The sequence below is a fragment of the Roseomonas sp. AR75 genome, from assembly GCF_005222815.1.
Taxonomy (GTDB): domain Bacteria; phylum Pseudomonadota; class Alphaproteobacteria; order Acetobacterales; family Acetobacteraceae; genus Falsiroseomonas.
Genome location: NZ_STGB01000006.1, coordinates 921,582 through 943,784, shown reverse-complemented (window position 1 = coordinate 943,784; position 22,203 = coordinate 921,582). Strand labels below are relative to the sequence as shown.

Genomic DNA, 22,203 nt, shown 5'->3' with positions numbered 1-22,203 from the left:
AAACCGGGTTGCGTCAGCCGATATCCGGCAGACGGTAGAAGCGGGCGGCGCTGCGCCAGAACAGGTCGGCCTTCTCCTCCGCGGTGGCGCCGGCGGCGATGCGCTTCATCGCGTTCCATCCGACGCCATAGGCATAGCCGCCCTTGTCCACGGGAAAGTTGCTCTCGAACATGCAGCGCGCGGTGCCGAAGGCCTCGATGCATCGCTCCATCCAGGGGCGCCAGGCTTCCGCAAGCTCGATGGAGGAGGGCGCGCGGGCCCGCGCCTCGAAGCCGAAGCCGGGCTGGCGCATGCCCAGGCCACCGAGCTTCACCATCACGTTCGGGCAGCCGGCCAGTTCGCCGGTCGCGGCCGACCAGGCCGCGAAGACCTCGTCACGCCTGCCGGCGTAGCGGCCGATGCCGAGGATGCCGCCGCAATGGTCCAGCACGATGGGCGTGCCGGGGAACGCGCGTGCGAGCGCGGTGAGGCGCGGGATCTGGTGGAAGTAGAGCCACGCATCGTAGCTGAGGCCGAGCGGCGCCAGATGCGCGAAGCCCGCGCGGAAGGCCGCGCTGTCCAGCATGTCCTCGGCCGGCGTGTAGGCGGGATTGAGCAGTTCAGGCTCGGGGTCCCAGGTGGCGATGTGGCGGATGCCGCGGAAGCGGCCGCTGCCCGCGGCGACATGCGCTTCCAGCACCGGGCGGATCGCGTCGCCATGGCGCAGATCGGCGAATCCGACGATGCCGGCATTCACGCGCATCCTGCCGTAGCCGCCGCTGGCGCTCATCGCCGCGATGCCGTTGGCGAATTCGGTCTCGCCCACGGGCTGCATCGCCTCCGGCCCGTCCGCGCGATGCATCGCGCGGGCCTGGATGTAGACGGTGGAGCGGATGTCGTGGCCGCTGTTCAGGTCATCCAGGAAGTCATGCAGCAGGTAGCGCCAGCCCGGCCGGTCCCACAGATGGTGGTGCGGGTCGATGATGGGCTGGGCCGGATCCAGCGCGTCTTCCGGCGTCGTCGCCAGCCAGTCGGGGCGAACCGAGAGGTAGTGCTGTTGCGGCGGGCTGCTCATGCTGCGATCTCCGGACTTTGCCTGCCAAGCATCGCGACCGGCGCGGGGTCGCCGCCGAGTGCGCGGGTCAGCGCCACCGCCTCGCGCAGCACCAGCGGCAGGCACAGCGCCTCCGCCGCCGCGTCGAAGCGGTAGAGCGGCATGGTGATGCCGATGGAACCCGCCACCTCTCCGCGCGAATCCAGTACCGGCGCGGCGATTGCGGCCACTTCCTTCAGCCGCTCGCCACGGCTGACGACGGGCAGGCGCGGCGGCGGGTCGGCCTCCAGAGCGACCAGCGCGCGCCCATGCGCGCCGATCCCCAGCGGCGCCACCGCGCCTTCCTGCGCGACGGTGCGCACCGGCTGCGGGCTGTCGCGGCGAAACAGGCAGCGCCGCGCCGCGCCCTCGCGCACGAAGAAGGCCGCGCTCTCATGGCTTTCGTCGCGCAGTCGCTCGAGCGCGGGCAGCACGTGGTCTTCCAGCCGCAAGCCACGGCGGAAGCGCTCGCCCAGCACGAGCAGCTGCGGACCCAGCGCATAGCCGCCCGCGGGCAGGCGGCGGACGAAGCCGTGATGTTCGAGCGTGCCGAGCAGGCGCAGCGCGGTGGTCATGTGCAGCCCGGCGCGGCGGGCGATGTCGGCCAGCGGCAGCGCGGCCTCGTTGTCCCCGAAGGCCAGCAGCAGGGCGAGGGCGCGGTCGACGGCGCGGACATTGCCATCCGTGTCGGGCGCCAGGCGTGGTGCGGCGGGCCTTCCTGGCCTTCTTGCCGTCGTCTCGGGTTTCCTCACGCGCGCCTTGTAACCTGATTTTCCGACCTGCGGAAGCACGTTGCACGCAGCGGAAATTCGCGGCAAGCAGCCGACGGCATCGAGGGAGGAACACCATGGCCGCGCGCTTCACCGGCAAGGTCGCGATCGTCACCGGCGCCGGCTGCGTCGGGCCGGGCTGGGGGAATGGTCGCGCCATCGCGGTGGCCCTGGCGCGGGAAGGCGCGACGGTGATCGGCGTGGACCGCAAGCCGGAGTCGATGACCGAGACCGCCGAGCGCATCGCCGCCGAGGGCGGTCGCTTCGAGACGGCGCTGCTGGACGTGACGGACGGCGCCGCGATCGCGCGCCTGGTGGCGGCTGTGGTGGCACGGCATCAGCGCATCGACGTGCTGGTCAACAATGTCGGCGGCTCCGCCGCGGGCGGGCCGGTGGAGATGGCGGAAGACGCCTGGGACCTGCAGATCGACACCAACCTCAAGAGCGTCTTCCTGACGCTGAAGCATGTGCTGCCGGTGATGGAGCGGCAGGGCGGCGGCGCGGTGGTGAACATGGCCTCGACCTCCGGCATCCGATGGACCGGCGCGGCGCAGGTGGCCTATGCGGCTTCCAAGGCGGGCGTCATCCAGCTTTCGCGCGTGGTGGCGGTGCAATACGCGGCGAAGGGCATCCGCGTGAACACGGTGGTGCCGGGCCAGATGCACACGCCGATGGTGGAGGTGCGGCTGGCCGGCCAGCGCGCCGGCGGCGATGTCGAGGCGCTGGTGAAGCAGCGCCTGTCGCGCATTCCGCTCGGTTTCGCGGGCGACGGGCGCGACACCGCAAATGCCGTGCTGTTCCTGGCTTCGGAGGAAGCGCGCTTCGTCACCGGCACGGAGCTGGTGGTGGATGGCGGCATGTCGGTGCGCTGCGGCTGAGGCTCAGCGCGCGAGATCCAGGTACAGCGCTTCCAGCTCCCGGCACAGCGCCGCGGGATCGGCGGCGGCGCTGGCGGCGATGCGGTCGCGCTGCGTGGCGCGCTGCGCGGCCAGCGCCGGCGGATCGGCCGCGAGGCGCGCGGCCAGTGCGACAAGGCCCGCTGCATCGGGCGCGACGAAGTGCGGCAGCCCGGCCGCCATCAGGATCGAGCGGCTGGTGCGGCCCGCCCAGCGATCGCCGATGGTGGTGAGCACCGGCACGCCCTGCCACAGCGCCTCCACCGTCGTCGTGCCGCCATTGTAGGGGATGCTGTCGAGCGCGATGTCCACCTCGTCGTAGCCACGTAGGAAGTCCGCATGCGGCGCGCCGCCCAGCAGCGTCAGGCGCTGCGCCGCGATGCCCTGCGCGGCGAAGCGGCCGAGCAGGTCGGCGCGGTTCGAAGCATGGTCCAGCGCGCGATTGCGCAGCAGCAGCCGCGCATCCGGGCAGGCGCGCAGCACTGCGGCCCACAGGCCGATGGTCGGCGCGGTGATCTTGTAGGCGGAGGCGAAGCTGCCGAAGGTGACGTGGCCGTTGCGCAGGCAAGGCGGCGGCGCGACAGGCGGCGTGGCGTAGAACATGGCGAAGGGCAGGTAGGTCTGCGCGACACGCCGTAGCGGCTCCGTGCAGAAGCGCTCCTCCTCCGGCGGGATCGCCCATTCATCGCCGACCAGCGCATCCAGATGCGGGAAGCCGGTGGTGGCGAACATGCCGTTCCACGCCACCTGCACCGGCGCCGCGCGATGCAGCAGCAGCGGCAGGCGCGACGGGTGGCTGTAGCCGTTGAGGTCCACCAGCACGTCGATCCCCGCCGCCACGATATGCTGCGCCAACGTCTCGTTCGGGACACCATCGACATGCCAGATGCGGTCGGCATCGTGGTCGCGATAGCCAGCCTCCGCGCAGGGCAGGCCGCCATCCACGATCAGGTTCACCTCGAAGCGCGCGCGGTCATGGGCGTTGATCACGCCCATGTACATCTTCATCCAGTTGGGCTTGTCGAAGAAGGCGCCGGTATAGGCGATGCGCAGCTTCGGACCGCGCCGCGGCCTGGCGTTCAGCGGACGCACCGAGGCGGCCTCGGCCTCCGCCCAGCGGCGGCGGATCGCGAGGATGGCGGCATTGTCCAGCGCGGGATCGCCCGGCGCCATGATCGCCTGGTTGCGCAGCGCCACCGCGCGCACCTCCGGCGTGCCTTCCACGATGGCGCGCTCGGTCTCCTGCATGGCCGGCGTGACATGACCGAGGGCGAACAGCGCGCGCGCGAAGTTCACGCGTAGCGCGGCATCCTGCGGCGAGAGGGTGAGGGCGCGGCGGAAAGCCGCGATGGCCTCGCCATACTCGCCCCGGCCAGCATTGGCCCCGCCGAGGCCGGCCCAGACCGCGGCAAGGCCAGGATACGCCGCGGCCGCTTCGCGATAGGCTGAAGCCGCCGCCGCGTATTGCCCGCCATCGAGAAGGCGGCGCGCGGCGGCGAGACCGCTCTCCGCCATCGCGCGCGACGGCTCAGTTCGCGGTGATGCCGGTGCGGCGCACCACATCGGCCCAGACGCGCAGTTCCTCCGCGATGAAGGCCGTGTATTGCGCGGGGGTCATGTCCGCAGGGTCCGCCGTCAGTTCGCGATATCGCTGCTGCACGGCCGGCAGCTTCAGGATCGCGCGGATCTCCGTGTTCAGCCGGTCCACGATCGGCGCCGGCATGCCCTTCGGACCCGAGACGCCGAACCAGGAATAGGAGGTCATGCCCGGCAGCCCGCTCTCGATCAGCGTCGGCACCTGCGGCAGGTTGTGGTTGCGCTGCGGATCGGCGACCGCGATCGCCTTCACCGCACCGTCGCGGATATGGCCGATGGAAGACGGCAGGCCGTCCACCATCAGCCCGACCGTACCGGCCATCACGTCCAGCAGCGCCGGGCCGGCGCCGCGATAGGGGATCGGGTTCATCCTGATCCCGGTGGCGAGCCCGATGCGCATGCCCAGCAGATGCGTGGTGGTGCCGTGGCCAGAGATGGCGAAATCCAGCCCGTCGGGGCGCGACTTGCCGAGTTCCAGCAGCGCCGGGAAGGTCTGCGCGGGGTAGCGCGGATTGACGATCACCGCGCTGGAGGTGGTGGCCGCCAGCGCGATATGCGTGAAGTCACTCATCGAATCATAGGGCGTGTTCTTGAACATGCTCGGCGAGATGCCGTGCGAGGCGCTGTTCGAGATCAGCAGCGTGTAGCCATCCGGCGCCGCCTGCGCGACCTGGCCGGAGGCGAGCGTGGCACCGGCGCCGGGCCGGTTCTCCGTCACCACGGGCTGGCCCAGCCTCTCCTGCATGTGCTGCGCCAGGATCCGCGCAACGATGTCCGTGGTGCCGCCCGGCGCGAAGGGCACGACCAGGCGGATCGGCCGCGAGGGCCAGGGAGTCTGCGCCAGCGCCGGCAGCGGCAGGAGCGCAGTGGCGGCCAGCAGGCCGCGGCGTGGGATGGTGATGCTCATTCCCTGTGTCCTCCTTGTGAAGCCTTGTCGTCCTGGACGGCGGCGTGGCGCGCCGCCAGCCAGCCGAAAGTGAGACCACGCATCAGCGAGATGCCCGCCTGGTAGCCCGCGCCGGATTCCGTCGGCGCCGCGGTGTTGCCGCAGGCGTAGAGGCCCGGGATGGGCTGGCCGCGCACATGCAGCACGCGCGCATCGGGATCGGTCAGAAGGCCCGCGGCGGAGATGCCGCCGAGCTTGATGCGCACAGCGCAGAAGGGCGGCTCCGCCAGCGTGCCGAGATTCGGGTGCTTCGCATGCGGATCGCCGGCGGTGGAGCGCGCGAAGGCCGAGGAGCCGCGGCCATGTTCCGGATCCTCGCCGCGCTCGGCCCCTGCGTTGAATTGCGCGATGGTGTCGGCCAGTGCGGCCGCGTCCAGGCCCAGCATGACCGCCAGTTCCGGCAGCGTCTGCGCGCGCATCACCCAATCCGGCAATTCCGCGCCGGGCGGGCGACGCGCGAAGCTGTAGCGCCGCAGATACTGCGCATCGAACAGCATCCAGGCCGGCAGGTTCGGATGCCGGTGTGCGCCGAGGTCGAAGCGCGTCAGCCCGGCGACCACATGCTGGAACTGGCTCTCGTCGCAGAAGCGGCGTGCCTTATCGTTCACCACGATGCTGTGCGGATAGGAGAGACCGCGCAGTCCGGCGCTGAAGAACACCTGCTCGCCCGTCTCGGTGGGCGAGGGGATCGCGTAGCCCACCAGCATCGCCAGGTTGTTCGGCACGCGCCACACCGCGGCACCGAGCTCGCTGCCCATCACCATCCCGTCGCCCTCGACCGAGCGCGGGAAGATGTTCATCCAGTCGGGCAGGCCCTCGAAGCGGTTAACCAGTTCCGGGCTGCCTTCGTAGCCGCCGCTGGCCAGCACCACGCCGCGCGACGCGCGGATGCGGCGCGGGCCTTCGACGCCCGCCACGCGGCCATCCTCCACGAGCAGCCGCTCCGCGCGGAAGCCAGCGAGGATCGGCACGCCCGCTTCCATCAGCCGCGCCAGGAACTGCCCGACGAGCGCTGGCCCCGCAGCCAACAAGCGCTTCTGCCGCCGCGCTTCCAGCTCATGCTCCGGCCACGCCTGGCGTGCGCCGAGGCCGCCCCAGGCGATGGCGTCGCCCCAGCTCACCCCGGCCTCGTTGTAGACGCCCTCCTCCAGCCGATCGCCCCAGGGGCCGAGCGCGTCCCGCGCGATCGGCATCGCCTCCACCAGCCGCCCATCGGCAACGGAGCCTTCGGCCTGCGGATAGTAGTGGTCGGGCAGGCCGCGCAGCAGCCGGAACGGCACGCCGGCCTCCGCGAAGTCGCGCAACGCGATGCGCGAGGAATGCAGATAGGCTTCCGTCATCGGCGCCAGCGCGTAGCCGCCCGACAGGAACCGCATGTACTGCCGCGCCGCGTCCAGGCTGTCGCTGAACCCGGCCGCCGCCATCAGGTGGTTCTCCGGCACCCAGAGACCGCCGAGCGAGGACGCCGTGGCACCGCCCAGGCGTTCCGACTTCTCCACCACCACCACGCGCAGCCCACGCGCCAGGCCAGCCAGCGCCGCGCCGCAGCCCGCCGCGCCGGTGCCGACGACCACCAGATCCGTGTCGAGATCCGCCAAGGCCCGCGCTCCGCCCGCTTCGTCTTGTCCGGACAATCTTGACGCAGCGCGCCGCCATGGCAAGGCTCGGCCCATGCAGGAAACGTCGAAGTCGCCCTACCCAACCCTCTTCAGCCCGATCCGGATCGGCCCGAAGACGGCGCGCAACCGCACCTGGATGAGTGCGCATGCCACGCTGCTGGTGAAGGACCATGTCTTCACCGACGCGCATGTCGCCTACTACGCCGAGCGCGCGAAGCACGGCGTCGCCGTCATCACCATGGAATGCATGGCGGTGCACGAGACCTCCCTGCCCTATCGCGGCAAGGCGCTGTCCTTCGATCCGCGCATGGTGCCGCAATACCAGAAGATCGCGGCGGCGGTGCATGAGCATGGCGCGCTGCTGCTGGCGCAGCCCTGGCATCGCGGGCGGGAGACGAACTCGGTGGCCTCCGGCGCACCGGTCTGGGCGCCCTCAGCCGTGCCCTGCGCCGTCTATCGCGAAATGCCGCACGCAATGACGGTGGAGGACATCGATGCGATCCGCGAAGGCTACCGGCTGACGGCGCGCCACGCGCGCAGCGGCGGGCTGGACGGCGTGGAGGTGCACTCCATGGCGCATGGCTACCTGCTCAACCAGTTCCTCTCGCCCGCCACGAACCATCGCAACGACGCCTTCGGCGGCAGCCTGGACAACCGCCTGCGCCTGGTGATGGAGATCATCCAGGCGACGCGCGAGGAATGCGGGAAGGACATGATCGTCGGCGTGCGCATCAACTCCGATGACGGGCATGAGGGCGGGCTGCGTCCGGCGGACTGGGCGGAGATTGCGGGGCGCATGACCGCTTCCGGCCTGATCGACTACGTCTCCTGCAGCCACGGTACCTATCTCAACCGCATGCTGATCTACCCGACCTCGCCCGAAAGCCACGGCTACCAGATGGCGGCGACGCGGCAGGTGCGGCAGGCGGCGAACGGCATTCCCGTGGTCGGCGTCGGCCGCATCGTGACGCCGGCCGAAGCGGAGAAGCACCTGGCCGCGGGCGATTGCGACTTCGTCGCCATGGCGCGCGCGCTGATCGCCGATCCCGAATGGGTGGCGAAGGCCGCGCGCGACGAGGGTGCCGAGATCCGGCCCTGCGTCGGCGCCAACTGGTGCATGACCTCGATCTTCGCCCAGGCGCCGATCGCGTGCATCCACAATCCTGCTGCGGGCAATGAGCGAGACCTCGGCACCGGCACGCTGAAGCGCGCGGCTCGTGCGAAGAAGGTCGCGGTCGTCGGCGGCGGGCCCGGCGGCATGCGCGCCGCGCTGACCGCCGCGCAACGCGGCCACGCCGTCACGCTGTTCGAGCGTGGGCATGAGCTCGGCGGCCAGATCCGCCTGTGGTCCCGCGCGCCGTCCCGCCGCGAGCTGCTCGGCATCGCCGACTGGCTGGAGAACCAAGTGACCAAGGCCGGCGTGGACATCCGCCTGCAGACCATCGCCGATGCGGACGTGCTGCTCGCCGACGGCTACGAGGCGATCGTGGTCGCCACGGGATCGCAGGGCCTGCGCCATGGCTGGACACCGCTGCGCCCGCAGAACTGGAACGGCGCCGCCTTGCCCGGCACCGACCAGCCCAACGTCCTCTCCTACATGGACGCGCTGCGTGAGCCCCGCGCGCCGGGCCGCCGCGCGCTGGTCTATGACGGGCTCGGCGGACGGCAGGGCGTGGTCACGGCGGAATACCTGGCGTCGCAAGGCGCCGAGGTGGAGTTCGTCACCTGGCTCGGCCAGGCGGCGCCCGACCTCGCCGGCAGCCGCGACTGGGGCAAGACCTACGGCATGCTCCGCCGCATGGGCATGCGCTTCGCCACCGACCTGGAACTGACGCGCATCGAAGGCGACGCCGCCCACTTCCGCGACATCTACACCGGCGAGGAGATCGTAAAGGACGGCTTCGACAGCATCGTGCTGGTGCTGGGCGCGGAAGCGCAGGACGCGCTGTTCCATACGCTGGCGCCGCGCCGCACGCAGGGCCTCGACGTGAAGCTCATCGGCGATGCACTGGCGCCGCGACGCGCGGACGCGGCGATCCGCGAAGGAGAGATCGCGGCGCGGGCGATTTGAGAGAAGCGAGGGCGCTGCCCTCGCGCTCCTGCCGGGGACGATGATCGTCCCCGCGCCCCTCCATTCAGACGATGAAAGGCTTGGCCTTCACGTCGTAGTCGCCGTAGCCCAGGGTGGCGCGCAGTTCCGGGGGCGGCAGCGCGCTGGACGCCTCCGCCTCGCCGGCCAGCAGCGCAGCCAGGCCGGCCTTCATGCCGGCGATCGCGGGCGAGAGCATGCCCGTCGGATAGGTGCCGATCTTCCAGCCCAGCGCCTCGGCCTTCTTGCGGTCCGGCGTTGCGCGCGGTGCGCCCGGCGACAGCACGCAGAAGCTCGGACGGCCAGCGGCCGCGGCCACGCCGCGCCGGATCTCCTCGTCATCATGCGGCGAATCCAGGAACAGGATGTCGGCGCCCTCCTCGACATACATCTCGATGCGCGCCACCGCCTCGTCGATGCCCTGCGTGGGTCGGCAATCGGTGCGCGCCAGCACCAGGATGCCGGACTCCTTCGCGGCCTGCACCGCGGCCCGGATCTTCATCCGCGCCTCCTCCCGCGGCAGGCAGGGCTTGCCCGCCGAGGTCAGCGCGCGCGGCGTGATCTTGTCCTCGATCAGCACCGCCGCGGCGCCGGCCCGGCCATAGGCGCGCACCGTCCGCTGCACGTTCATCGCATTGCCGTAGCCATGATCGCCATCGGCCAGGATCAGCGTCTCCGGCGCGGCATTGCGCACCATGGTGAAGCTGTCGAACATCTCGCCGAAGGACACCAGGTCCAGATCCGGCCCACCAAGACGGCTCGCCGCGACGCAGGAGCCGGAGAGGAAGGCGGTCTTGTAGCCCGCCTCGGCCGCCAGCTTCGCGCTGATGCCGTCCCACACGGCAGGCATCACGACGAATCCGGGCTCGGCAAGCAGCGCGCGCAGGCGTTCGGGGGGCGTCATCGGCGATCCTCGGCGGGTTGAAGCGCGCGAAGCCTAGCGGCGCCCTCCGCCGCCACCAAGACGCTCAGGCGCCGAGACGCGCCCTGAGCCGCTGTTGCCCTTCCTCCGGCATGTGCAGGCCGAGCTTCGAACGCCGCCACAGCACGTCGTCCGCGGTGCGCGCCCACTCGTGCCGAACCAGCCAATCGAGCTCCCGCTCGGTGAAGCCGGCGCCGTATTCCTCGCCCATGGCGTTCGGCCCGCTCGCGCCATCCAGCAGCGTGTCGAGGTCGCTGCCATAGGCGCGCACCATGCGATGCAGCGCCGGCTGCGGCAGCCAGGGGTGACGGCGCGCCATCTCCGCCTCGAAGGCCGGCAGGTCGAGACCGCCGAACTCACCGCCCGGCAGCGGCGCCGTCCCGGTCCAGGGGGTGCCGGCCTTGTCGAGCGCAGCGCCGATCTTCTCCACCGCCTCCTCGGCCAGCCGGCGATAGGTGGTGATCTTGCCGCCATAGACGGTCAGCAGCGGCGCCTGGCCTTCCGGCGCATCCGTCTTCAGCACGTAGTCGCGCGTGACGGCCGAGGGATTGTCCGCGCCGTCGTCATGCAGCGGGCGCACGCCGGAATAGGTCCAGACGATCTCCTGCGGGTCCGGGGCATCCTTGAACTGCCGCGCCACGGCGCGGCAGAGATAGGCCGCTTCCTCCGGCGTGCAGTGCGCGCTGCGCGGGTCGCCCTCATGCGGCACGTCCGTCGTGCCGACCAGCGAGAATCTTCCCTCGTAGGGGATCACGAAGACCACGCGGCGGTCGTCGTTCTGCAGGATGTAGGCCTGCGGGCCGTCATAGAGCGCCGGCAGCACGATATGGCTGCCGCGCACCAGCCGCACGCGGTCCTGCGCGCGGGCATGCGCGGCGTCCTGCGCATTCATCACCCAGGGTCCCGCGGCGTTGACCAGTGCACGCGCGCGCACGCGCCGCTCGACGCCGTCGGGCCCGACCAGACGGCAGGCCCAGGCATCGCCCTCGCGCTCCGCCCCCACGAAGCTGGTGCGGACCAGCACCTCCGCGCCGCGGGCGGCGGCGTCGCGGGCGTTCAGCACGACCAGGCGGCTGTCCTCCACCCAGCAATCGGAATAGGCGAAGGCGCTGGTGATCTCGCGCTGCAGCGGCTCGCCATAGCGATGGCGGGCGACGGCGATGCTCTCCGTGCCCGGCAGGCTGACGCGCGGCGCAAGATGGTCATACAGGAACAGTCCGGCGCGGATCATCCAGCGCGGGCGCATCTCCGGCCGGTGCGGCAGCACGAAGCGCATCGGCCAGACGATGTGCGGCGCGATGCGCAGCAGCACCTCACGCTCGGCCAGCGCTTCCCGCACCAGGCGGAACTCGTACTGCTCGAGGTATCGCAGCCCGCCATGGATCAGCTTCGACGAGGCGGAGGAGGTGGCGCCGGCCAGGTCGCCCCGCTCCACCAGGCAGGTGGAGATCCCCCTGCCCTGCGCGTCGCGGGCGATCCCGGCGCCGTTGACGCCGCCGCCGATGACAAGAAGGTCGAAGCTGTCGCGCATGAGGGTCAGATCAGCCGTGCACGGATCCGCGTGACCACGATCTCAGCCATGATCACCACGGCAAGAATCGCGAGAAGCACGGTTGCGACACGCTCCCACTGGAAGAAGTTGATGGCGTCGTCGAGCACCACGCCGATGCCCCCGGCGCCGACAAGGCCGAGCACGGCGCTCTCGCGGACATTGATGTCCCAGCGGAACAGGGCGATGCCCCAGAAGGCCGGCTGCACCTGCGGCCAGACGCCCTTGAGCATGATACTGCCCCAGGGCGCGCCGGCCGCGGTCAGCGCTTCCACCGGTCCGCGGTTCGTCTCCTCCAGGGCCTCGGCCAGCAGCTTGCCGACGAAGCCGACGGAGCGGAAGGCGATGGCGAAGGTGCCGGCGGCGGCGCCGGGGCCGAAGACGGCGACGAAGATCAGCGCCCAGACCAGCGAGTTCACGCTGCGCGAGGAGACCAGCATCAGTTGCGCCAGCCCGTTGACCAGGCGGTTGCGGCAGATGTTGCGCGCCGCCAGCAGGGCCAGCGGCACGGCGAGGAGGAAGCTGAACAGGGTGCCCAGCGTGGCGATGTGCAGCGTCTCAACCAGCGCGGCGTGAACACCTGGATAGTAGTGCGCCAGGTCGGGCGGCCACATGCGCACCAGAAGGTCGGCCATCTGCTCCGGCGCGTCGGCCAGGAACTCCGGGATGATCTCGACGGAGCGGATGGCCCAGACCAGGGCGGCGACCATCGCCAGCCAGACCAGCCAGCGCGCGATGCGCTGCTGCGGCGTGAAGCGGTGCCATTCGCGATGCAGCGGCGCCATCGGCCCCGCGATGCCGGCCTGGGCGCTCATCGCATCGCCGCCCGGATGCGGCCGGAGATGACCTCCGCCAGGAAGATCAGCGCGATGATCGAGATCAGGATGGCGGCGACGAAGTCGTAGTCGAAGCGCTTGAACGCCGCGAACAGCGTGCCGCCGATGCCGCCGGCGCCAACGATGCCCACGAGGGTCGAATTCCTCAGGTTGGAATCGAGCTGGTAGAGGCAGAAGCCGGTGAAGCGGGAGGCGACCTGCGGCAGCACGCCGTAGAGCAGCACGGCCCCGAGCCCCGCGCCCGTGGCGCGAATCGCCTCGACCTGCTTCATCGAGATCTCCTCGATGGCTTCGGCGAAGAGCTTGGCGATGAAGCCCATGGAGGCGATGGTGAGTGCGGCGACGCCGGCGAGCGCGCCGAAGCCGATCGCCTTCACGAAGAGGATCGCGACGATCACGTAGTGCAGGCTGCGGCACAGCGCGATGAAGGCGCGCGTCGGCGCGCTCAGGATCGCAGGTGAGAGATTGCGCGCCGCCATCAGCCCGAGCGGCAGCGAGAGCAGGATGCCGAGGGCGGAAGCGAGGATCGCGATCTGGATGCTCTCCAGCATGCCCTCGACCAGCAGGCCCCAGCGTTCGAAATTCGGCGGCCACATGCGGGCGAGGAAGCGCCCGGCCTCGCCGAAGCCGGTGGCCAGCCGATCCCAGGTGATGTCGAGCTGGCCCATCGCATAGACGGAATAGATGGCAAGCGCGATCAGCGCGCCACGCGCCGCCCAGTTCGGCGCGAAGGCACGGCGCGCGGCGAGGGCGGCCTGGTTCAAAGCCAATCCTCGCCGCCATAGATCTGCTGAAGATGGTGCGACTCCAGCGCCTCGGGCGGGCCGTCGAACACCACCGCGCCGCCGGACATGCCGATGATGCGCTGCGCGAAGCGCCGGGCGAGGTCCACATTGTGGATGTTGACGATCACCGGCACGCCCGCCGCCGCGGTCAGGCGGGTGAGCAGCTCCATCACCTCCACCGCCGTCTTCGGGTCGAGCGAGGAGGTCGGCTCGTCGGCCAGCAGCAGCTCCGGCTGCTGCATCAGCGCGCGCGCGATGCCCACGCGCTGGCGCTGGCCGCCGGAGAGCGCATCCGCGCGGCGCGTCGCCTGTTCCGGCAGCCCGACGGCGTCAAGCAGGTCGAAGGCGCGGGCGACGTCCTGCTCCGGGTATTTCCGCAGCCAGGCACGCCAGAGCGGCACATAGCCGAGCCGTCCGGAGAGCACGTTCTCCATCACCGAAAGGCGCTCGACCAGGTTGTATTCCTGGAAGACCATGCCGATCCGCCGGCGCGCCAGGCGCAGCGCGCGGCCGCGCAGCTTCGCGAGATCCTCGCCATGCAGCAGGATCTCGCCGGCGGTGGGTTCCACCAGACGATTGATGCAGCGGATCAGCGTGGACTTGCCGGTGCCGGACGGGCCGATGATCGCCGTGATCCCGTCTGGCGAGAAGGCGAGGTCGATGCCGCGCAGCACCGGCTTGCCGGGCGTGTATTCCTTCGCCAGGCCGCGGAGGACGAGCCCCCGCGTGCCGATGGTCTGCGCGGCCATGTGGTTCACTGGGTGCGCTGCGCCGGCTGTTGCTGCTGCTGCTGGCGCTGCTGGTTGCGGCGCTGCTCGGCCTCCAGCTCGCGACGGCTCTCGGCGTCCCAGGCGCTGCGGTTGTAGGGCGCGTTCACCGCATCCGCCACGGCGCGCACCGGCGCCCATTGCTGGGCGTAGGTTGCCGGCCAGAAGCGGTCATTGCCGCCGAGGTCGCGCTTCATCGCCTCGGGGAAGCGGTAGTCGAAGAAGCACTGACGGATGCGCGCCGCGAGCTCCGGCCGCAGGTCATGCGCGAGGGCGAAGCTGCTGGTCGGGAAGGGATCGGACTGCCAGATCACCCGGAAGTTCTCACGCTTCACCTGGCCGCGCGCGATCATCCGGTTGAACACGTCGGATGCGACGGGAGCGGCATCGTAATCGCCGGCATTCACGCCCATCACGCTGCGGTCATGGCCGCCGGAATAGATCACCCGGTAGTCCGTGTCCGGCGCCAGGCCCAGGCCCGGGAAGAAGGCGCGCGGCGCGAGGTTGCCGGAATTCGAGGTGGCGGAGGTGTGCGCGACGCGGCGGCCCTTCAGGTCGGCCACGGTCTGGATCGGGCTGTCGGCGCGCACGATGAGCGCAACGCGATAGCTCTCGAACTGCTCAGGGTTGCCCTTGATGGCGAAGGGGACGGCGCCCGCAAGATTGACCGCGAAGGCGGTGGGACCGGTGGAGAATCCTGCGATGTGCAGGCGGCCGGAGCGCATCGCCTCCACCTGCGCCGCATTCGACGTCACCTGGAAATACACCACGCGCTTGCCGGTGCACTGGGTCAGATAGTCCAGGAAGGGCCGGAACTGGCTGGCATAGAGGGCGGGATCCTCGACCGGCGTGTAGGCGAAGACGAGCGTCGAAGGATCGCGCAGCCGCGTCGCGTCGGTCGGCACATCCGCCACCATGTCGCGGTTCTCGTCGCAATACGCGTCGTCGAGCGCGCCACGGAAGCCGCAGCTGGACTGCGCCAGGGTCTGCGACCACGGCATGGTCGCGAGCAGCGCGGCCGCGAAGCCCGCGGCGGGCAGAAGGCGTCGGATCATGGTTGCGTTTCCTCCTTCTTGTTGATGGCGGCGAGCGCCGCCTCGGCGAACTCGACGAAGCCGGCGCCACCGGCGCCCGCGGTCACATAGGCCGGCGCGCAGGCGATGCCGGGCAGGAAGGGCGCGACATTCGCCACGCCCACGGAAAGCGGCACCGCGCCGAACAGCGGCGCGTCGTTCGGGCTGTCGCCAAGGAAGGCAACCTGGTCCAGCACGAGTTCAAGCGGCTGCCAGAGCGTCGCGAAGAGATGCCGCAGCCCCGCCAGCTTGTCCCATTCGCCGATCCACGCATTCACATGGATCGAGCTGACCTTCGCCATGGCGCCGCCGGCGCGGAACACCGTGGCGATGCGCTCGGCCTCCGTCAGCGGCAGCGGCCCGGCATCCTCGGCGAAGTCCACGGCCATGTCGAAGGCCCGGAAGGGCTGGTCGGCGGAGATGCGGCTGCCCGGCACGCGGGCCATCGCCTCGGCCGCCATCGCTTCCAGCCTCGCCCGGGCCGCGGCGCGCGTGGCATCGTCCTGGACATGGTGGCGGCGCATGCGCCGGGCGCCGTGATCCATCGCATACCAGAGCGCCCCGTTCTCGCCGACCACGGCGGCCACCGGCCAGAGGCGCGCGATCATGTCACACCAGCCGGCGGGCCGGCCGGTGACGGGCACCACGCGCAGGCCCGCGACATGCAGCCGGTCCAGCGCGGCATAGGCCTCCGCCGTCAGGCGCCCATCGGTGGTGAGCGTGTCGTCGATATCGGTCAGCACCCAGCGCAGCGCGGCCAGCCGCTCCGGCGGAGCGTCGGCGAGCGCGGCGGGCGGGGCCGGCGGGCGTGTCATCGAACCCATCGGCCCAATGTGGCACATCCCGCAACTGATGTGGAGGTCCACAACTTCACGAAGGCGGCCCGGCCAGGGTCACCCGCAGCCCCGCCCGGGTCAGCGCCGCGTCCAGCCCGGCCGGCGGCGCCGCTTCCGTGACCAGATCGGTCAGCTCGGCCAGCGGGCAGACGCACTCCAGCAACCCGCGCCCGAACTTGCCCGAATCCGCCAGCAGGAGCCGCCGCGGCGCGCGCGCCAGCATGGCCCGTTTCACCCAGGCGGCGCGGGAGACCACCTCGCAGGGCCCCTCCTCCGTCAGGCCGGATGCGCCGATCACGGCCAGATCCGCATTGAACCGGCGCAGGAAGGCCTCGGTCTCGGAGCCGAAGACGCCGCGATCCGCCACGCTCACCTCGCCAGGGCAGAGCAGCACGCGCAGCGCCGGCCCGCCGCCGGAGGCCAGTTCCGTCGCGGCGGTCAGGCTGTTGGTCAGCACGGTGGCGGCGATGCCGCGGGCGGCCAGGGCGCGGGCGAAATGCGTGGTGGTGCTGCCCGCGTCCAGCATCACCACCGCGCCGTCCTGCACCATGGCCGCCGCGGCCGCGCCGATCCTCGCACGCTCCGCCACCGCCATGCGCTCGCGCGAGGAGAATTCCGGCTGCACCCCGGCATGGGTGACGGAGGCGCCGCCATAGGTGCGGCGGACGGCGCCCTGGGCCGAAAGCTCCTCGATGTCGCGGCGCACCGTCTCGGAGGAGACGCCGAACTGCGCCGCCAGCGCGGAGATGCGCACGGTCGGGTCGGTGGTCAGCGCCGCCAGGATCCGGCGGTGCCGCTGCGCCTTGGCCGGCGCGCCGTCAGTCCTGCGGGCCATGGCGCCCAGGATGACAGACCTGCCTCATCCTGTCGCGGGGGCGCTGGCCTCCGGCGGCTTGCCGGGCGCGATCCAGCGGCCGAGCAGCGCAATGGCGCCGAGCGCCAGCACCAGGCCGAGAACCGTCGCCGAGATCACCAGCGCCGGCAGCTCGGCATAGTCGCCACGCGCCACGGGGAAGGCGGCGTTCAACCCGCGGGAGAAGACATTGCCGGCCTGCAGGGCCAGGTTCATCAGGCTGGCGACCAGCGCGAACCAGGTTGCCTGCCTTCCGGGCGGCGCGTGCACCGCGATCAGGGTCAGCATCGGAATCATGCCGAGCTGCGCCAGCGGCGCGGAGAGCGCCGTGTCCACCAGCCCGATGGTGCGCGCGCCGAAGCCCAGATGCGCCGCGGTCCATTCGTGTAATCCGAACAGCATGCCGATGGTCGGCAGCGAGAAGGCCGCGCCGAGGATCGCGAGCCAGCCCAGCACCGTTCCCAGCGGCAGCCGCACCATCCGCGCGCCCAGCAGCAGCGAGCCGGCGATGGCGAGCCCAGTGCCGATCTGCGCCAGCACGCCGAAGAAGGCCTGGTCGTAGCCGAGCACGTCGATCTGCCACCATTGCAGGCCCGGCCCGGCGGGCGGCGCGGCGCGGAAGGCGAAGATCACGGCGGCGGCGGCGGCCATCGCGCGCTGTGTCGCAACCGGCACGCCCTCCATCGTCGTGCGCAGCAGATAGATGATGACGCCGAGGGAGAGCAGAAGGCCGATCTCCGGCGCGAAGGGCGGATCGGCGACGCCAAGCGCGAGCAGCCCGCCGGCGAAGGCCGCGCCGCCCCCGAGGATCCGCAGGTCCGGACGCTCGCGTGGCGAGGTCGTCTCCTGTGCCAGGATCGCCGCGGCGATGGACAGCAGCGGCACGGCGGCGCCGATCAGGAAGACAGTGGAGACCGGCAGCACCTGCGCGGCCCAGCCGCCGATGCCGGCCACCGCGAAGGCGCCGCCCATCAGCGCGACGCGGCCCAACACCTGGACGTCGCCGAGTTCTGCCTGCACCACCTCCGGCGTGCGCGGCGAGCCATCGGGCGCGGTGCGGTCCACGACCTCGGTCGTCATCGCGTCCGCAACGCAATCCTGCACCACGAGCCCGACCACCGCGGTGAGCGAGGCGGCGATGTACAGGATCTCCGCCAGCGTCAGGGATGTGGCGCCGGACGCCGCGAAGGCCAGCGCGAGGCCCGCCCCGCATTGCAGCAGCGCGCCGAGCAGGATGTAGGCACGGCGGCGTGAACCGAAAATTGGCACCGTGTCCACCAGATGGCCGATCACCATCTTCAGCGTCCAGGGCACGGTCAGCCAGGCGGCGAGCGCGAGCAGCGCCGTGGCGGAGAGGCCAAGTCGCTCCCGCACCCAGAAGGTCTCCGCGATCGCCGCAAAGCCGCTGGCACCGGCGGCCAGATAGACCAGCAGCGGCGGCAGGGTGCGACGATTCAGCTGGCGGAGCGACGCGAGCGGGCCGGGCTTCGGCGCAACCTCGGCGGCGACACTCATGCGGGGCGGATCGGATCAGGCATCAGGGCTCCCTCGGTTGCCACCATGCGGCCTCCGTCCCCATCATGGCCACGCAACGCCGCAAGTGATCCAGATGGAACGCGAAAAGATCTTCATCTCCTCCCCGCTCGAAGCCGAGCATGTGGCGCGCATCCGGGCGCTGGCCCCCGACCGTGTCGAGGTGATGTACGAACCGGAGCTGCTGCCGCCCACGCGCTACAGGAACGATCACAAGGGCGCGCCGTTCACCCGCAACGCCGATCAGGCCGCACGCTGGGATGCGATGCTGCGGGAAGCGACGATCAGCTTCGACATTCCCTCCGCCGAGGACCTGAAGAAGGCCGCGAAGCTGCGCTGGATCCAGGCGACCAGCACGGGCGTGGGCCAGCACATCGCGCGCATCGGGCTGCAGGAGAGCGACATCCTTGTGACGACCGCGCGCGGCGTGCATGCGCGGCCACTGGCGGAATTCGTGTTCGCTGCGCTGCTGGCGCATTTCCGGGGACTGGCGCATCTGCAGGCGGAACAGCGCGCGCATCGCTGGACGCGCTATTGCGCCGACGAGGTTGGCGGGAAGACGCTGGTGATCATCGGCGCCGGCGATCTTGCCCGCGGCAGTGCCAAGGTGGCGAAGGGGCTGGAGATGCACGTGGTCGCGGTGGCGCGGGACCCCGCCAAGGCGCGGACGCATAACGACCTGTTCGACGAGGTTCTTCCTTCGTCGGCGCTGCATGAAGCGCTGTCGCGCGCCGATGCGGTCGTCGTGACCGTGCCGCACACGCCGGAGACGGAGCGGATGATCGATGCGGCGGCGATCGCGGCGATGCGGCCGGGCGCGGCCTTCGTCAACATCGCACGCGGCCAGGTGGTGGAGGAACCGGCGCTGATCGCGGCGCTGCAGAGCGGCCATATCGGCTTCGCCGCGCTGGACGTGGCGGAGGTGGAGCCGCTGCCGTCGGAAAGCCCCCTGTGGGACATGCCGAACGTGCTGATCAGCCCGCATTCGGCCAGCACGGTGGACAGCGAGAACGCCCGCATCACCGACATCTTCCTGCACAATCTGCGCTGCTGGCTGGATGGGCGCCGGCAGGAGATGATCAACGTGCTGGATAAGCGCCTGATGTATTGAGGGTGCGAGGCGCCTGATCTGCGGAGGCGGAAACGCCGGAGCGGTGAATCAGCCGCCTCAACGCAAGGCGGCGTTGACCTTCTCCAGCGCCGCTGCTCCTGGGCAGAGATCGGCATCGCCCAGCGCGTTCAGCGGCCCGGCGATGGTGCCGAGATGGCCGTGCAGCTCATCGGCCTCCGGGTCCACAAAGATCAGGCCGGTGACGATCTCGCCGGCCGCCTTGCGTTCCTGCAGGTAGTTCATGGCGGAGACGCGGTCGGTCGGGTCGTGCTCCTCGGCCAGCTTGCGCAGGCGCAGCACGGTGCCGTCGTGCTGCGTGACCTCGATGGCGGTCCCGGCCTCGTATTCGGCCTCGATGTGGTCGCGGCCGAGGATGACGTCCAGGCGGTTCACCGCCTCGTTGTGGGCGCGCACGAAGTCGAAGCTCTTGGTGGAGCCTTCGTGGTTGTTGAAGGCGACGCAGGGGCTGATGCAGTCGATGAAGGCGGCGCCGGGATGGCGCAGCGCAGCCTTGATCAGCGGCACGAGCTGCGTCTTGTCGCCGGAGAAGCTGCGGCCGACGAAGGTGGCGCCGAGTTGCAGCGCCATCGCCACCATGTCGATCGGCTCGTCGGTGTTGATCGTCCCCTTCTTCGCCTTCGAGCCCTTGTCGGAGGTGGCGGAGAACTGGCCCTTGGTCAGCCCGTACACGCCGTTGTTCTCGACGATGTAGGTCATGTTCACGCCGCGGCGGATGCTGTGCGCGAACTGGCCTAGGCCGATGGAGGCGCTGTCGCCGTCGCCGGAGACACCGAGATAGACGAGGTCCCGGTTGGCCAGGTTCGCGCCGGTCAGCACCGACGGCATGCGGCCATGCACCGAATTGAAGCCATGCGCCGCGCCGAGGAAGTAGGTGGGCGTCTTGGAGGAGCAGCCGATGCCCGACAGCTTCGCGATCCGGTGCGGCGGCAGGTCCAGCTCGAAGCAGGCCTGGATGATCGCGGCGCTGATCGAATCGTGGCCGCAGCCCGCGCAGAGGGTGGAGATCGCGCCCTCGTAGTCGCGCCGTGTCAGCCCGAGCGCGTTGGGCGCAAGCTGCGGGTGGTGGAACCGGGACTTGTTGAGGAAGGTCATTCGGCGGCTCCCATCCGCGACAGCGGGATGACATTCGTCGCACTCGCGCGGTCGGCGATGGCAGCGCGGATGAAGCGGGCGGTGATCGGCGTGCCGTCGTAATGCAGCACCGGCACGATACGGGCGGGATCGATCTCGCCTTCGTTCACCAGCAGCGTGCGCAGCTGCGCGTCACGGTTCTGCTCCACCAGGAAGACGCGCTCGTGCCGGCGCACGAAGTCCAGCACCTCGTCGTGGAAGGGGAAGGCGCGGACGCGCAGCGCGTCCAGGTGGATGCCGTCCGCCTCCAGCGCCTCAAGCGCCTCCCGCATCGCGGCCGAGGTCGAACCGTAGAAGATCACGCCGAGCGGCGTCGACTGCTTCGCCTGCGTCTCGACGGGACGCGGCACGATCTGCCTCGCCGTATCAAACTTCCGCAGCAGCCGCTGCATGTTGTCCACATAGGCCGCACCTTCCTCGGTGTAGCGCGCATAGCGGTCGCGCGAGGTGCCGCGGGTGAAGAAGGATCCCTTGGTGGGATGCGTGCCGGGCCAGGTACGAAAGGGGATGCCATCGCCATCAACATCCAGGTAGCGGCCGAAGGTCTTTCCTTCCTCCAGCTCCTCCGCGGTCATCACCTTGCCGCGGTCCATGCTGCGGGCGTCATCCCAGCGGAAGGGCTCGCAGAGCCAGTCATTCATCCCGATGTCGAGGTCGAGCAGGACGAAGATCGGCGTCTGCAGCCGGTCCGCCAGGTCGAAGGCGTCAGCGCCCATGGTGAAGCATTCATGCGGGTCCTCGGGCAGCAGGACCACATGCTTGGTGTCGCCGTGGCTGGCATAGGCCGCGGCGAGAACGTCCGATTGCTGCGTGCGGGTCGGCATGCCCGTGGAAGGTCCGGCGCGCTGCACGTCGAAGATCACCGCCGGGATCTCCGCGAAGTAGGAGAGGCCGACGAACTCCCCCATGAGCGAGATGCCGGGGCCGGAGGTGGCGGTGAAGGCGCGCGCGCCGTTCCAGCCGGCGCCGATCACCATGCCGATGCTCGCCAGCTCGTCTTCGGCCTGCACGATGGCGTAGCGCTTCGTGCCGTCCGGGTTGGTGCGGAACTTGCGGGCGTATCGTTCGAAGCCTTCCGCAAGCGACGTCGACGGCGTGATCGGATACCAAGCACAGACCGTCGCGCCGCCATACACGGCGCCGAGCGCGGCGGCGGAATTGCCATCGGTGAAAATGCGATCGCCGACCGCATCCATGCGACGAAGCGTCAGCCCGATCGGGCAGGTGAGGTTCGCCATCGCCCAGTCGCGGCCCATCTTCAAGGCGTCGAGATTCGGCTGGATCAGTTTTTCTTTCGTTCGGAACTGCTCGCGGATGAGCTGCGCGGGTGCCTCCGGGTCCATGTCCAGCAGGGCCGAGAGCGCGCCGACATAGATGATGTTCTTGAACAGCTGGCGCTGCCGCGGATCCTCATAGGCCTCGTTGCACATGGCCGTCAGCGGCACGCCGATCACGGTGATGTCCTGGCGGAAGCGCGAAGCCGGGATGGGGCGCGTGGAGTCGTAGAACAGGTAGCCGCCCGGCTCGATCTCCGCGATGTCGCGGTCCCAGGTCTGCGGATTCATCGCCACCATCAGGTCCACGCCGCCGCGCCGCCCGAGATGGCCGGCCCCGGAGACGCGCACCTCGAACCAGGTCGGCAGGCCCTGGATGTTCGACGGGAAGATGTTGCGCGAGGCGATGGGGATGCCCATGCGCAGGATGGACTTGGCGAAGAGCTGGTTGGCGGAGGCGGAGCCGGAGCCGTTGACGTTGGCGAATTTGACGACGAAGTCGTTGGTGGCGGCGAGAGGCATGG

General features: G+C 70.4%; 19 protein-coding genes. 3 read left to right on the top strand and 16 right to left on the bottom strand.

Translation table 11 applies throughout. From position 1 onward, the window contains the following. Positions 1 to 13: 13 nt before the first annotated feature. Together E4T13_RS28930 and E4T13_RS28925 are read right to left on the bottom strand one after the other, a co-directional pair. The gene (locus E4T13_RS28930) at positions 14 to 1,054 is read right to left on the bottom strand and encodes an amidohydrolase (protein ID WP_137181801.1); all 1,041 of its coding nucleotides are present in this window, start codon (positions 1,052 to 1,054) and stop codon (positions 14 to 16) included. Beyond that, entirely contained in the window at positions 1,051 to 1,824 is a 774-nt protein-coding gene (locus tag E4T13_RS28925; RefSeq protein WP_170985316.1) for an IclR family transcriptional regulator, read from the bottom strand. Before E4T13_RS28925 ends, E4T13_RS28930 begins: the two co-directional genes overlap by 4 nt. 95 nt (positions 1,825 to 1,919) lie before the next feature. Here E4T13_RS28925 and E4T13_RS28920 point away from each other — a divergent pair, with 95 nt between their 5' ends. Continuing rightward, the gene (locus E4T13_RS28920) at positions 1,920 to 2,720 is read left to right on the top strand and encodes an SDR family NAD(P)-dependent oxidoreductase (RefSeq protein WP_137181799.1); all 801 of its coding nucleotides are present in this window, start codon (positions 1,920 to 1,922) and stop codon (positions 2,718 to 2,720) included. A 3-nt stretch (positions 2,721 to 2,723) separates the two neighbouring features. Here E4T13_RS28920 and E4T13_RS28915 read toward each other — a convergent pair whose 3' ends face one another. The 3 genes from E4T13_RS28915 to E4T13_RS28905 are packed head-to-tail and all read right to left on the bottom strand — an operon-like array spanning position 2,724 to position 6,878. After that, complete coding sequence (locus tag E4T13_RS28915) at positions 2,724 to 4,253, bottom strand: tetratricopeptide repeat protein (protein WP_170985315.1); 1,530 nt, start codon at positions 4,251 to 4,253, stop codon at positions 2,724 to 2,726. A gap of 13 nt (positions 4,254 to 4,266) precedes the next feature. After that, positions 4,267 to 5,241, bottom strand: a complete 975-nt coding sequence (locus E4T13_RS28910; RefSeq protein ID WP_137181797.1) for a tripartite tricarboxylate transporter substrate binding protein — start codon at positions 5,239 to 5,241, stop codon at positions 4,267 to 4,269. Then, a complete protein-coding gene (locus E4T13_RS28905) occupies positions 5,238 to 6,878 on the bottom strand; it encodes an FAD-dependent oxidoreductase (protein ID WP_170985314.1) in 1,641 nt (546 codons plus the stop codon). The genes E4T13_RS28910 and E4T13_RS28905 overlap by 4 nt, the downstream gene beginning before the upstream one ends. A gap of 73 nt (positions 6,879 to 6,951) precedes the next feature. Between E4T13_RS28905 and E4T13_RS28900 the strand changes: the two genes are divergently transcribed. Next, positions 6,952 to 8,970 (top strand): FAD-dependent oxidoreductase, encoded by a 2,019-nt coding sequence (locus tag E4T13_RS28900; RefSeq protein WP_137181795.1) that lies wholly within the window; start codon positions 6,952 to 6,954, stop codon positions 8,968 to 8,970. 64 nt (positions 8,971 to 9,034) lie between these two features. On the opposite strand, the gene E4T13_RS28895 is transcribed toward E4T13_RS28900, so the two are convergent. The 9 genes from E4T13_RS28895 to E4T13_RS28855 form a co-directional block, all read right to left on the bottom strand. After that, positions 9,035 to 9,892, bottom strand: a complete 858-nt coding sequence (locus E4T13_RS28895) for an oxaloacetate decarboxylase (RefSeq protein WP_137181794.1) — start codon at positions 9,890 to 9,892, stop codon at positions 9,035 to 9,037. Positions 9,893 to 9,956: 64 nt separating this feature from the next. Further along, complete coding sequence (gene glpD, locus E4T13_RS28890) at positions 9,957 to 11,441, bottom strand: glycerol-3-phosphate dehydrogenase (protein ID WP_137181793.1); 1,485 nt, start codon at positions 11,439 to 11,441, stop codon at positions 9,957 to 9,959. Between the two features lie 5 nt (positions 11,442 to 11,446). Beyond that, on the bottom strand, positions 11,447 to 12,274 hold the full coding sequence (gene phnE / locus E4T13_RS28885) for a phosphonate ABC transporter, permease protein PhnE (RefSeq protein ID WP_137181792.1): 828 nt from the start codon (positions 12,272 to 12,274) through the stop codon (positions 11,447 to 11,449). Continuing rightward, positions 12,271 to 13,059 (bottom strand): phosphonate ABC transporter, permease protein PhnE, encoded by a 789-nt coding sequence (gene phnE, locus E4T13_RS28880; protein WP_206030325.1) that lies wholly within the window; start codon positions 13,057 to 13,059, stop codon positions 12,271 to 12,273. Before phnE (E4T13_RS28880) ends, phnE (E4T13_RS28885) begins: the two co-directional genes overlap by 4 nt. Continuing rightward, entirely contained in the window at positions 13,056 to 13,829 is a 774-nt protein-coding gene (gene phnC, locus E4T13_RS28875) for a phosphonate ABC transporter ATP-binding protein (RefSeq protein WP_137181790.1), read from the bottom strand. The genes phnE (E4T13_RS28880) and phnC overlap by 4 nt, the downstream gene beginning before the upstream one ends. A gap of 5 nt (positions 13,830 to 13,834) precedes the next feature. Continuing rightward, on the bottom strand, positions 13,835 to 14,902 hold the full coding sequence (gene phnD, locus E4T13_RS28870) for a phosphate/phosphite/phosphonate ABC transporter substrate-binding protein (RefSeq protein ID WP_137181789.1): 1,068 nt from the start codon (positions 14,900 to 14,902) through the stop codon (positions 13,835 to 13,837). After that, positions 14,899 to 15,735: an HAD family hydrolase gene (locus E4T13_RS28865; protein WP_137181788.1), complete on the bottom strand. Its 837-nt coding sequence runs from the start codon at positions 15,733 to 15,735 to the stop codon at positions 14,899 to 14,901. The genes phnD and E4T13_RS28865 overlap by 4 nt, the downstream gene beginning before the upstream one ends. Positions 15,736 to 15,790: 55 nt before the next feature. Beyond that, positions 15,791 to 16,591 (bottom strand): DeoR/GlpR family DNA-binding transcription regulator, encoded by an 801-nt coding sequence (locus E4T13_RS28860; protein ID WP_137181787.1) that lies wholly within the window; start codon positions 16,589 to 16,591, stop codon positions 15,791 to 15,793. A 24-nt stretch (positions 16,592 to 16,615) separates the two neighbouring features. Continuing rightward, positions 16,616 to 18,124: a folate/biopterin family MFS transporter gene (locus E4T13_RS28855; RefSeq protein ID WP_137181786.1), complete on the bottom strand. Its 1,509-nt coding sequence runs from the start codon at positions 18,122 to 18,124 to the stop codon at positions 16,616 to 16,618. 94 nt (positions 18,125 to 18,218) lie between these two features. Between E4T13_RS28855 and E4T13_RS28850 the strand changes: the two genes are divergently transcribed. Next, positions 18,219 to 19,253 carry a D-2-hydroxyacid dehydrogenase gene (locus E4T13_RS28850; protein WP_170985313.1) on the top strand — a complete coding sequence of 345 codons (1,035 nt, stop codon included), beginning with the start codon at positions 18,219 to 18,221 and terminating at the stop codon, positions 19,251 to 19,253. A 57-nt stretch (positions 19,254 to 19,310) separates the two neighbouring features. Here E4T13_RS28850 and E4T13_RS28845 read toward each other — a convergent pair whose 3' ends face one another. Continuing rightward, the gene (locus tag E4T13_RS28845) at positions 19,311 to 20,366 is read right to left on the bottom strand and encodes a 2-oxoacid:ferredoxin oxidoreductase subunit beta (protein WP_137181784.1); all 1,056 of its coding nucleotides are present in this window, start codon (positions 20,364 to 20,366) and stop codon (positions 19,311 to 19,313) included. Beyond that, positions 20,363 to 22,201: a 2-oxoacid:acceptor oxidoreductase subunit alpha gene (locus tag E4T13_RS28840; RefSeq protein ID WP_137181783.1), complete on the bottom strand. Its 1,839-nt coding sequence runs from the start codon at positions 22,199 to 22,201 to the stop codon at positions 20,363 to 20,365. The genes E4T13_RS28845 and E4T13_RS28840 overlap by 4 nt, the downstream gene beginning before the upstream one ends. Between the last annotated feature and the right edge of the window lie 2 nt (positions 22,202 to 22,203).

Excerpts from the sequence above, each read along its gene's own strand:
- glpD (WP_137181793.1), bottom strand. The coding sequence starts at position 11,441 with ATGCGCGACAGCTTCGACCTTCTTGTCATCGGCGGCGGCGTCAACGGC.
- E4T13_RS28850 (WP_170985313.1), top strand. The coding sequence starts at position 18,219 with ATGGAACGCGAAAAGATCTTCATCTCCTCCCCGCTCGAAGCCGAGCAT.
- E4T13_RS28845 (WP_137181784.1), bottom strand. The coding sequence starts at position 20,366 with ATGACCTTCCTCAACAAGTCCCGGTTCCACCACCCGCAGCTTGCGCCC.
- E4T13_RS28930 (WP_137181801.1), bottom strand. The coding sequence starts at position 1,054 with ATGAGCAGCCCGCCGCAACAGCACTACCTCTCGGTTCGCCCCGACTGG.
- phnD (WP_137181789.1), bottom strand. The coding sequence starts at position 14,902 with ATGATCCGACGCCTTCTGCCCGCCGCGGGCTTCGCGGCCGCGCTGCTC.
- phnE (WP_137181792.1), bottom strand. The coding sequence starts at position 12,274 with ATGAGCGCCCAGGCCGGCATCGCGGGGCCGATGGCGCCGCTGCATCGC.
- E4T13_RS28920 (WP_137181799.1), top strand. The coding sequence starts at position 1,920 with ATGGCCGCGCGCTTCACCGGCAAGGTCGCGATCGTCACCGGCGCCGGC.
- E4T13_RS28895 (WP_137181794.1), bottom strand. The coding sequence starts at position 9,892 with ATGACGCCCCCCGAACGCCTGCGCGCGCTGCTTGCCGAGCCCGGATTC.
- E4T13_RS28915 (WP_170985315.1), bottom strand. The coding sequence starts at position 4,253 with ATGGCGGAGAGCGGTCTCGCCGCCGCGCGCCGCCTTCTCGATGGCGGG.
- phnC (WP_137181790.1), bottom strand. The coding sequence starts at position 13,829 with ATGGCCGCGCAGACCATCGGCACGCGGGGGCTCGTCCTCCGCGGCCTG.
- E4T13_RS28865 (WP_137181788.1), bottom strand. The coding sequence starts at position 15,735 with ATGACACGCCCGCCGGCCCCGCCCGCCGCGCTCGCCGACGCTCCGCCG.
- E4T13_RS28860 (WP_137181787.1), bottom strand. The coding sequence starts at position 16,591 with ATGGCCCGCAGGACTGACGGCGCGCCGGCCAAGGCGCAGCGGCACCGC.
- E4T13_RS28900 (WP_137181795.1), top strand. The coding sequence starts at position 6,952 with ATGCAGGAAACGTCGAAGTCGCCCTACCCAACCCTCTTCAGCCCGATC.
- E4T13_RS28840 (WP_137181783.1), bottom strand. The coding sequence starts at position 22,201 with ATGCCTCTCGCCGCCACCAACGACTTCGTCGTCAAATTCGCCAACGTC.
- E4T13_RS28910 (WP_137181797.1), bottom strand. The coding sequence starts at position 5,241 with ATGAGCATCACCATCCCACGCCGCGGCCTGCTGGCCGCCACTGCGCTC.
- E4T13_RS28855 (WP_137181786.1), bottom strand. The coding sequence starts at position 18,124 with ATGAGTGTCGCCGCCGAGGTTGCGCCGAAGCCCGGCCCGCTCGCGTCG.